This window comes from Sphingomonas oligoaromativorans (genome assembly GCF_011762195.1).
Lineage (GTDB): Bacteria > Pseudomonadota > Alphaproteobacteria > Sphingomonadales > Sphingomonadaceae > Solisphingomonas > Solisphingomonas oligoaromativorans.
This window is the reverse complement of the sequence record NZ_JAASQK010000008.1, coordinates 172,992-183,256: the sequence shown is the minus strand read 5'-3', so window position 1 is coordinate 183,256 and position 10,265 is coordinate 172,992. Positions and strand designations below refer to the sequence as shown.

Below are 10,265 nucleotides of genomic sequence, written 5' to 3'. Positions count from 1 at the left end.
ATACGGCAACCATGGTGACGCGGGGTGGAGCAGCCCGGTAGCTCGTCAGGCTCATAACCTGAAGGTCACAGGTTCAAATCCTGTCCCCGCAACCAACACCTCAACAGCCCCCAACGCCCCCGCGATGGGGGCTCTCGTCGTTCAGGGCAAACGTGGCCAGCCTCCCCGCACCGCGCCCGAGTAAATGCTCCTACCGAAAAGCGCACTCCGTTATCTGGGAGGGGGCACGAAGCCGGGCACGCCCGTTTCGACCACCTGATTGTAGCGGACAATCCTGGCCAGTCGCTCGCGCATCTCCGTCATGGCTTCTGTCGGGAGCGGGGAAATGTCGAAATTCTCGGCGATGCGCTGCGGAGTGACCGACGTGGTCAGAAAGGCCGTGCCGCGCTGCACCGCCCATGCGAGGGCCACCTGCGCCGGCGTCTTGCCAAGGCGGGCGGCGATCGCGACGATCACGGGATCGTCCAGCAGGCGCGGCTCCATCGCATGGCCCAGCGCCGCGAAGGCCTGAAGCACGATGCCATGCTCCTTGCAGAATTCCAGCATCTCCCACTCGGGCAGATAGGGGTGGGCTTCGATCTGCACGATCGAGGGCTTGATCCGCGCCGTCGCGACGATCTGCTTCAGCCGATCCAGCTTGATGTCGGAGAGGCCGATGACGCCGACTCTGCCTTCATCGACGAGCGCTTCCATCGCGCGCCACGTCTCCTCCAGCGTGATGCCATCGTCGTAGACGGGTTGGTTATTCTCGTCCTTGGGATGCTGTTCGTCGGTCGGTGGGAAGGCGAAGGGGGTATGGATCAGATAGGCGTCGACATAATCGACCCGAAGCCGTTGCAGGCTCGCCTCGAAAGCGCGTCGCAGGCGTTCGGGCCGGTGGTTGTTGTTCCATAGCTTGGCGACCAGGAACAGCTCCTCGCGTCGCAGCACGCCTTCGTCGAAGGATTCGCTCAGCGCTTCTCCGACGATGGTCTCGTTGCGGTAGAGTTCGGCCGTATCGAACTGGCGATAGCCGACCTTCAAGGCCGTCTTGACCGCCTGCTTCGCCTTGGCCGGATCGGGGATCAGCGTTCCGAACCCGATGGCGGGCATCATCTCGGCGCCGGTGTTCAACGGGATCCGTGTCTGCTGCAATTCCTCGGAGGGGGACATGGTCATGCTCCTGTGGTGCGGACATCCGCCGCGGGGGTTAACGCCGGACCGGCCGCGGCCGGCCCGTGCCGAAATGACTCATCGTGTCTCGTTCGCGGTGGTTCTTCTTGCGAAGGCGCCGGAGGCATTGCCGCCGAGCGCGACGGAAAGCTGAACCGCGTCGAGATATTGCGCCGTCCTCGCCTGGATCTGCCCGAGCAGCGCGCGCTGATAGGCGCGCTGGGCGTCGAGAACCTTCAGGACATCGATCTCGCCGGCGCGATAGCCGGCCTGATTGAGCTTCAGACTGGCGTCGGCGGCGGCCAGCGCGCGCTCCTGCGCGGCATATTCCTCGGCGTCGTGGTTGATCGCCTGAAGCACGTCGGCCACCTGACCGAGCGATCGCACCACCGTCTGCCGATAATCGGCCAGCGAGGCCTTGTAGCCATCGACGGAACCACGCTGGTTGGCCTTGAGCGTGCCGCCATGGAAGATCGGCGCGGCCAGGCCTCCGGCGATGCTCCAGAGCGTGCCGATGCCCGGCCCGGCCGTGGCCAGCGAGGCGGAAAGCTGGAGACGCGGATAGAGATCGGCGGTCGCGACACCGATGGCGGCGCTGGCGGCGTGGAGCTGGGCCTCCGCCGCGAGGATGTCGGGGCGATCATGCGCGACCTCGGACGGCAGGCTGACCGGGAGCGTGGAAGGCAGCGCGAAATCCGCCATGCCGAAATCCGGCGGCATCCAATCGGCCGGCCCCTTGCTGGCGAGCACGGACAAGGCGTGGCGCGCGACGTCGCGTTGCTGTGCGAGCGGCGGGAGCAGCGTCTGGTCCTGCGCGAGCTGTGTCTGCGCCAGCGCGACATCCACCTGCGTGGCGCTCCCGAACCTGTGCCCCGTCTGGACGAGCGCGAGCGTCCGGCGATCCTGTTCGAGCAGCGTCTCGACCGCGTCGATCTGCGCGCGCGCCGACGCCAGCCGGAGCGCCTGACTGGCGACATCGCCGGTCAGCGTGAGATAGGCGGCGTCGTAGCGGTGCCTCTGAAGGTCCGCGAGCGCGCCGCGTTCCTCGACGGCGCGTTTCTTGCCGCCGAAGATGTCGAAATCGAAGCTGACGCTCGGCCCCACCGAATAGATGTTGGAGGCCGATCCGCCCGCGCCCTGCCGGCCGCCGCTGGCGCCGAAATCGACCTGTGGGCGGAGCGTGCCCCGCGCGGCGGCGACAGCCTCGTTCGCCTGGGCGATCGTGGCGTCGGCGGCGGTGAGGTCGAGATTGCCGTCGATCGCCTTGCGCATCACCTGATCGAGCTTTGCGGACTGAAGGGTCGACCACCAGTCGCCCTCGATCCCCTGCGCGAGACGGATACGCGGGGCGTCGGCGTTCTGCCCCGTGGCGAGTTGCTGCTCGGCCTGCCGATCATAATGCAGCGATCCGAGCGGCACGGGCTTCTGGAAGTCCGGCCCGACCATGCAGGCCGACAGGAGGGAGAGCGACGCACCCGCAAGGACCGTCCGGGCCATCCGGCGCGAGAGGAGGAAGCGTTTCGAAATCATGATGTCGGCTCCGCGAGGTTCAGTTGAGCGGCCGCGATTTGCGGAGAAGCAACGCAAGGGGGCTGACGGCGAGGATCACGATCATCATCAGCTTGAACTGGTTGATGAGCGCGATGATCGCCGCCTGTCCGGTCAGCAACTCGTTGAGCATGGGAAGGCCGGCGCCGGCGAAAAGGCCGGCGGCCGGGCCGGTCGCATGATGCGGCGTCAGGTTCTTGGCCAGCGCCAGATGCATCATCTGCGTGTGATTGTAGAAAAGCACCTGCACGATCGCGATGCCGATGGTGCTGCCGTAGAGGCGGGCGAGGGTGAAGAGCGCAGTGCCCTCGGGGCGAAGCCCGGGGGCGAGCGTGCTGAACGCCGTCTTGCTCAGCGCGGCCATCAGGATGCCGAGGCCGGCGCCCTGGATTGTGCCGGCGACCAGCACATAGCGCCAGTCCATCAGCGGCGAATAGCCGAGCATCACCCAGTTGCCCAAAGCGGTGAGCCCGATGCCGGTGACGACCAGCAGCCGGCTGTCGATCCATTTGGGGGCCGTGGCGGTGATGGCGAGCGCGCCGATCAGCGCGGCTCCGCGCGGAAGGGTCATGTAGCCGGTGGTGTCGGCGGGATAGCCGAGCAGTTCCTCCAGCATCGGCGAGGTGAGCGCGAGCGTCGGCAGCAGCACGAAGCCGAGCGCGAAGAACATCACCGTCGAGAAGGCGAAATTGCGATCGCGGAACAGCGCCTTGTTGAGGAAGTGCCGCTCCGCGGTCAGCACATGGACGAGGAAGAGATAGAAACCGAGCGCAGCGGCGGCCGCTTCGATGCAGCTTTCGGTCGACGCGAACCATTCCATGCGCTCCCCGCGATCGAGCAGCATTTGCAGCCCGATCATGCCCAGCGCGAGCGTCGCGAGGCCGAAGAAATCGAAAGGCGGGTTCTGCCGGGGCTTCTGCTCGATCAGATACAGCGCCATCGTCAGGAAGATGAGGCCGGTGAGCGGCAGGCCGAACACGAAGATCAGCCGCCAGTCATGATATTCGCTGATGATCCCGCCGATCGCGGGGCCGCTCAACATGCCCGCGAGCCCGATCACGGTGGAGAGGAGGCCGCGCCGGGGCTGGCGCTCGGGCGGCACGCCTTCCAGCAGGATGGCCATCGCGAGCGGCGCAAGCGGGCCGCTCGCCGCCCCCTGGAAGATGCGCGCGAAGACGAACTGCAACGCCGTCGTCGCCTGCGTATCGAGGATGAGGCCTAGGGCGAAGAGCGCCAGCGACGTGAGCATTACCGTCTTGCGCCCGAATGCGCCCGCCAGCCAGCGGGTCATCGGCATCACCATGGCGCTCGCCATGATGTAGGAGGAGAAGACCCAGCCGATCTCGTCGTCGGTCATCGACAGGCTGCCCTGGATGTGCAGCACCGCCGCGTTGGGCAGCGAGATGTTCACCGCCTGCATGTAGATCGCGAGCAGCGCCGCGCCCGACAGCAGGGGGCGGCCCTCAGCCGGGGCGCTCAGGGCAGGCATCGCGCTCACCGCGCCTCTGGCGTCGCCCGGGAGGGGCGTGCGCGGGTATCGATACGGACGGTGACGCTGATGCCCGAATAAAGCGGCCGCTGCGGATCGAGCGCGTCGAACTCCAGGCGGACGGGCAGGCGCTGGACCACCTTCACCCAGTTGCCGGTGGCGTTCTCGGGCGGCAGCACCGCGAATTCCGATCCGGTGCCGGGGCTCATGCTGGCGACATGGGCGGGGAAGCCATGCCCCGGATAGGCATCGACCATGATCGTCGCGGGCTGGCCGGGGCGCATGTGGGTGAGGCCGGTCTCCCGGAAATTCGCCTCCACCCAGATGCGATGCGTCGACATCATCGAGAAGACGGCCGCGCCGCTGTTGACGAAATCGCCGAGTTGGAGGTCGTCCACCTTGGTCACGATCCCATCGTCCGGGGCGAGGACACGGGTGTAGGACAGGTTCAGCCGGGCGCGATCGAGCTCCGCCTGCGCCTCGCGGACCGTCGGGTGTCGATCGACCGCGATATTGGGGTTCCCGGCGAGCGCGGCCACGGTGTTGGCCACCTGCTCCCCGGCCGAGGCGATGTGCTGCTGCGAGACCTTATATGCGGTTTCCGATTGCTCATAGGCCGATCGCGAGGTGAAGTCGGAGGCGAGCAGGTTCTTCTTGCGATCGAATTCCTGCCCGTCGAACTGGGCCGACACCCGGGCCGATTGAAGATCGGCGAGCTGCTGGCGATAGGTGGCCTTCAGCCCCCCGATCTGGAGGCGGGTGCTGGCGAGCTTGGCCTCGGCCTGCTCGACCGCGATCTCATAGGGCTCGGGGTCGATACGGAACAGAAGCTGGCCTCTGCGGACGATCTGGTTGTCCTTCACCGCGATTTCCACCACCTGGCCGGAAACCCGCGCGTTGATGGAGCCCTTCGTCGCCCGGACGAAGGCGTCGTTCGTCGAGACATAGGGCTTGTCCGCCCAATATCCCGCCGCGGCGCCCATCAGGGCCAGTACCGGAACCGCGATCATCAGGGGAAGGCGCAGCCTCTGGCCGAGCGTCCGCTTCGGCGGGTTGGGGCTCGCGCTTTCCGTCGCTTCGTCAATCTGGTCTTGCATCGTCCGATCCGTCATTTGGTGGGAAGCACGCTGACGCCACCCAACAGTTCCGGCCGCCATGAACCCGCGAAAACCGGGAGGTCGGGTCGCCGTTTTCAGCCGGCTTGAATTTTGTTCGATGATGGACAAATATGCCTGACGGAGACGTGCGTCAAGGATTTTATGCGAAATGGAACAAAATTCAAAAGAGAGCGAGGCAAGGGGGCGCGGCCGGCCACGCGCCTATGATCCCGAGGTCGCCCTCCAGCGGGCGACGGAAGCCTTCTGGAAGACCGGCTATTCCGGCACGTCGCTCGACGATATTTCCGCCGCGACGGGCATGAACCGGCCGAGCCTGCGCGCGGCGTTCGGGGACAAGCACGCGCTCTATCTCAAGGCGCTGGGCGAATATTGGGACCAGAAATTCGTCACCCTGGGCGAGGCGCTCAGCGGCGGCACTCTGAAGGAGGCGCTGATGCGCGCCTATGAGGCGGCCCTGTCGATCTATTTCGTGGATGGCGCGCGGCCGCGTGGCTGTTTCGTGGTCGGCACGGCCATCACCGAAGCCGCCGAGGATGCCGAGATCCAGCGCATCGTGGCGGCAGGCTTCCGAAGGCTCGATGCCGGGTTCGAAGCGCGGCTCCGTGCGGCCCGCGAGGCGGGCGAGTTGAAGGTCGGCGCCGATCCCGAAACGCTGGCCATGATGGCGACGGCGACGATGCAGACCATCGCCCTGCGCGCCAGGGCGGGCGCCGATCGGGAGGAGCTTCGGGACATCGCCCGCAAGGCGGTGGCCGTGATCTGCGGATGACTGCGCATCCCGCATCGGGGGAGGGCGCTGGGCTTCCCGACGTCATCGCCGAGGGGCTCGGCGTGCTGTTCTGCGGGATCAATCCCGGCCTGATGGCGGCGGCCACTGGCCATCACTTCGCCGGGCGAGGCAATCGGTTCTGGCGGGTCATGCATCTCGCGGGTTTCACCGCGCGGGAACTGACCCCCGAGATGGATCGCGGTTTCCTCCAACATGGCTGCGGGCTGACGACGGTCGTCGAGCGCGCCACGGCGCGGGCCGATCAGCTTTCCAGCGCGGATTTCCTGGAGGCGGCGGCTGCGTTCGAGCACAAGGTCGGCCGATACGCGCCGCGTTTCGTCGCGTTTCTCGGCAAGGCATCCTTTTCAGCGCTGAGCGGGCGCCGGGATATTCGCTGGGGCCGACAGTCTGCCGGCATCGGGACGTCCGGCGTCTGGGTTCTTCCCAACCCCAGCGGGCGGAACCGAGCGTTCAGTCTCGGCCGGCTGGTCGGTGCCTATCATGAGCTCCAGAAGGAGGCCTTCGGGCAGAGCATCACGCCATCTCCGGGGTGAATGCGTCTGCGCTCAAGGAACGCCTGCCGGATGGCGATCCTGACCGTCTCCCTCGGTCGGGACCGTCGGAGGGCGGCTTGAGGAAGGCGGGCTCCGCCTATGCGGAGCCGGGGCACGTTTCGGAGGCATCCTGGACAAGGAGGATGTTTTCGGACGTGCCCATTCCGCCGCCGATGGATACCGGCACCATTCCTTCCCCCTGAGATGGATGCCTCTGGTCGCATTATCCAGGACACTCGATTTTTTGTATCGTAGTGCGATAGAAATATGGGTAGCCTTGCCCGGAAGGCCGTCCCTCTGTTGTCTGGAAGCGAAAAATTTGAGCAACGACCGTATTGACCGCCGGCTGGGCGACTTCACCACCGAGCCCAGAGTCCTCCTGATCGCATTGATCGCAGTGGTCGTTGCCGTGGCGGCGTTGTTCGGCGGCATCGCGCTGCTCGGGCTCATCCGCCTGTGTACCAACCTCGCTTATCTCGGCACGTTCAGCTTCGCCAATCTCAACCTTGGGGATCACCAGCTTGGGCTGTCGTCCGTGCTCGTGCCGGTCGTCGGTTCGTTGATCGTCGGGCTCATGGCGCGCTACGGCAGCGACAAGATCCGCGGACACGGTATTCCCGAGGCGATCGAGGCGATCATGCTCGGCCGCTCGCAGCTCGACATCAAGGTCGCGATCCTGAAGCCTATTTCCTCGGCGATTTCGATCGGCACCGGCGGTCCGTTCGGTGCCGAAGGCCCGATCATCATGACCGGCGGATCGATCGGCTCGCTGATCGCGCAGGCGCTCCCCGTCACCGACAACGAACGGAAGACATTGCTCGTTGCTGGCGCCGCGGCGGGCATGACGACGGTGTTCGGCACGCCGATCGCGGCGATCATGCTCGCGGTCGAGTTGCTGCTGTTCGAATGGACGCCGCGCAGTTTCGTGCCGGTCGCGGTCGCCGCGATCATCGCCGAGATCGGTCGCACCGCTCTCCACATGCCCTCGCCGCTGTTTCCGTTTCACGGCGTGGCGGCGATCAGCGCGGTGGGGCTCGCGGGCTGGGTGTTCATCGGCGTCGCCGGCGGGCTGCTGTCGGTCGGGCTGACGCAACTCGTCTATGCCTGCGAGGACGGTTTCCTGAAGCTGCCGATCCACTGGATGTGGTGGCCGATGATCGGCGGCCTCGTCGTCGGCATCGGCGGCCTGATCGATCCCCATGCGCTCGGCGTCGGTTACGACAATATCGCGCGGGTGCTTGCCGGCGGCGCGATTCTCAAGATCGCGCTCCTGCTGCTGATCGTGAAGGCGATCATCTGGGCGGTTGCGCTCGGTTCGGGGACGTCAGGCGGCATCCTCGCACCGCTGCTCATCATGGGCGGGGCGATGGGCGCCGCATTGAGCGGCTGGCTTCCGGCGGCAGACCCCGGTTTCTGGGCGCTGCTGGCCATGGCCGCGACGATGGGCGGCACGATGCGCGCGCCGCTCACCGCCACCTTCTTCTCGGTCGAACTGACCGGCAATTCGAACGTGCTGTTGCCGCTCATCGCTGCCTGCGCGACCGCGCATCTCGTCACAGTGCTGCTGATGAAGCGTTCGATCCTGACCGAGAAGATCGCCCGGCGCGGCCACCACATCGTTCGTGAATATCGTGTCGATCCCTTCGCGCTGACGCGCGTCAGCGAAGTCATGACACGCGATGTGCAGACGGTGTCGGCGGCGATGACGCTGCGGGAGGCGGTGAGTTTTCTGACGGCGCCCGAACGGCGTCATCCGAGCTTCCCGGTTGTCGATGCGGAGGGGCATGTGCTCGGCATCGTCGATCCGCCTTCGGTGATGGGCTGGCGTCGGGCGGGCAAGCATCGTGACACGAGCCTGGGCGCGTTGCTTGCCGGAATGCATATCATCGTCGCCGATCCGAACGAATATCTTGAGAGCCTCGCGGAAAAGCTGGTGAAGGCGAATGCCGCGCATCTGCCGGTGGTGGAGCCCGACAGGGGCACGCTGGTCGGCTATGTCGGCTGGAAAGACCTGATGCGCGCGCGGCAGAAGGTTCGTGGGGAGGATCGCGATCGTACCGCCTTCCTCGGGGCCGCGATCAATCGATATCGGAAGACGACCAAGGAATAGATCGGCGGCAATCCGGGCATTCGTCGGGGAGGGGTACGTTCTGCGCCTCGGCCATCATTCTTGTCTGTATCTGAATTGGGCTTCCGAGTTCCGTCTGCTCACGCTCGGTGGGGCTTGGAGCGAGCATCATCGCGTTGCCGCTGGACCGCGATCTCTGACCGGCTATCCTCGGGGCGGATCATCACGCCAGCGCCGCAGGGTTGCCGCTGGACCGCGATCTCTGAGCGGCTATCCTCGCCGTGGCCATGGAGCAATGCACTTGCGCGTTGCCGCTGGACCGCGATCTCTGAGCGGCTATCCTTCGGGGCGTGGCCTCGGCGACCGGCGATCTGTTGCCGCTGGACCGCGATCTCTGAGCGGCTATCCTAGCAATACTCCTTGTGACCTGCAGCCATAAGTTGCCGCTGGACCGCGATCTCTGAGCGGCTATCCTACGCCAGCTTTCCGCCCGTGTCGCGCAGCTGTTGCCGCTGGACCGCGATCTCTGAGCGGCTATCCTCGACGATGCGGCGTGGGAGCGTGTTCGTGTGTTGCCGCTGGACCGCGATCTCTGAGCGGCTATCCTCCTTGCCGCCGTCGCCCTGACCATCATCGGGTTGCCGCTGGACCGCGATCTCTGAGCGGCTATCCTCCGGCGTTGCATGGCGTTCGCGCGTCGCGAGTTGCCGCTGGACCGCGATCTCTGAGCGGCTATCCTTGTTGCGGTAGTCGGCGAACGCTTCCGTAAGTTGCCGCTGGACCGCGATCTCTGAGCGGCTATCCTTGGATTCCGTTGTTACGGGCGTTGTCGATAGTTGCCGCTGGACCGCGATCTCTGAGCGGCTATCCTGACGACGTAGCTGCCCATGTGGACGGGCAGGTTGCCGCTGGACCGCGATCTCTGAGCGGCTATCCTGCACTCGCACGCGGCCATCACAAGGTCTATGTTGCCGCTGGACCGCGATCTCTGAGCGGCTATCCTGAACAGGACGAACGGCATCGTCGTGGGGATGTTGCCGCTGGACCGCGATCTCTGAGCGGCTATCCTTGAGCGTCAGCAGGAAGAGATCCTTGTAGAGTTGCCGCTGGACCGCGATCTCTGAGCGGCTATCCTTGCTACAAAGATCGCCCGCGTTCCACCTGAGTTGCCGCTGGACCGCGATCTCTGAGCGGCTATCCTCACCCAAAATTTGCAGGCCCGCACATTCTAGTTGCCGCTGGACCGCGATCTCTGAGCGGCTATCCTCACCCACGGCGTTGGTGACCGATGCGATGGGTTGCCGCTGGACCGCGATCTCTGAGCGGCTATCCTCGCTTGGAGCACCGGCCCCTGCGCCGCCGCGTTGCCGCTGGACCGCGATCTCTGAGCGGCTATCCTACCACGATGGTCGGGCTGTCGAAGCACGCAGTTGCCGCTGGATCGCGATCTCTGAGCGGCTATCCTATTGCCCGGAGCGCAGAGAACCGACCGGGCGTTGCCGCTGGACCGCGATCTCTGAGCGGCTATCCTAGGGCGGCAACGATGGCGGCGGCGAAAACAGTTGCC

At 65.8% G+C, this 10,265-nt stretch carries 7 protein-coding genes, 1 tRNA gene and 1 CRISPR repeat array (1 of these 9 only partly in view); of the genes, 4 read left to right on the top strand and 4 right to left on the bottom strand.

The features are described 5' to 3' along the window. Nucleotides 1-18 precede the first annotated feature (18 nt). Nucleotides 19-95, top strand: a tRNA-Met gene (locus FHS98_RS15820). Nucleotides 96-210: 115 nt separating this feature from the next. Here the strand turns inward: FHS98_RS15820 and FHS98_RS15815 are convergent. From FHS98_RS15815 to FHS98_RS15800, 4 genes are all read right to left on the bottom strand, one after another. Further along, nucleotides 211-1,152: an aldo/keto reductase gene (locus tag FHS98_RS15815; RefSeq protein WP_167107301.1), complete on the bottom strand. Its 942-nt coding sequence runs from the start codon at nt 1,150-1,152 to the stop codon at nt 211-213. Between the two features lie 78 nt (nt 1,153-1,230). Next, nucleotides 1,231-2,682, bottom strand: a complete 1,452-nt coding sequence (locus tag FHS98_RS15810) for an efflux transporter outer membrane subunit (protein WP_167107299.1) — start codon at nt 2,680-2,682, stop codon at nt 1,231-1,233. Nucleotides 2,683-2,701: 19 nt separating this feature from the next. Continuing rightward, the gene (locus tag FHS98_RS15805; RefSeq protein ID WP_167107297.1) at nt 2,702-4,189 is read right to left on the bottom strand and encodes an MFS transporter; all 1,488 of its coding nucleotides are present in this window, start codon (nt 4,187-4,189) and stop codon (nt 2,702-2,704) included. 5 nt (nt 4,190-4,194) lie between these two features. Beyond that, a complete protein-coding gene (locus FHS98_RS15800; RefSeq protein ID WP_167107295.1) occupies nt 4,195-5,286 on the bottom strand; it encodes an HlyD family secretion protein in 1,092 nt (363 codons plus the stop codon). Between the two features lie 169 nt (nt 5,287-5,455). Between FHS98_RS15800 and FHS98_RS15795 the strand changes: the two genes are divergently transcribed. The 3 genes from FHS98_RS15795 to FHS98_RS15785 all read left to right on the top strand — a co-directional run bounded on the left by FHS98_RS15795 (nt 5,456) and on the right by FHS98_RS15785 (nt 8,740). Beyond that, a complete protein-coding gene (locus FHS98_RS15795; protein WP_167107293.1) occupies nt 5,456-6,076 on the top strand; it encodes a TetR/AcrR family transcriptional regulator in 621 nt (206 codons plus the stop codon). Continuing rightward, nucleotides 6,073-6,630, top strand: a complete 558-nt coding sequence (gene mug, locus FHS98_RS15790; RefSeq protein WP_167107291.1) for a G/U mismatch-specific DNA glycosylase — start codon at nt 6,073-6,075, stop codon at nt 6,628-6,630. Before FHS98_RS15795 ends, mug begins: the two co-directional genes overlap by 4 nt. Nucleotides 6,631-6,949: 319 nt before the next feature. Next, nucleotides 6,950-8,740: a chloride channel protein gene (locus tag FHS98_RS15785; protein WP_243848053.1), complete on the top strand. Its 1,791-nt coding sequence runs from the start codon at nt 6,950-6,952 to the stop codon at nt 8,738-8,740. 133 nt (nt 8,741-8,873) lie between these two features. After that, a CRISPR array of direct repeats spans nt 8,874-10,265; the repeat unit is 36 nt; unit sequence GTTGCCGCTGGACCGCGATCTCTGAGCGGCTATCCT (it continues 361 nt past the right edge of the window).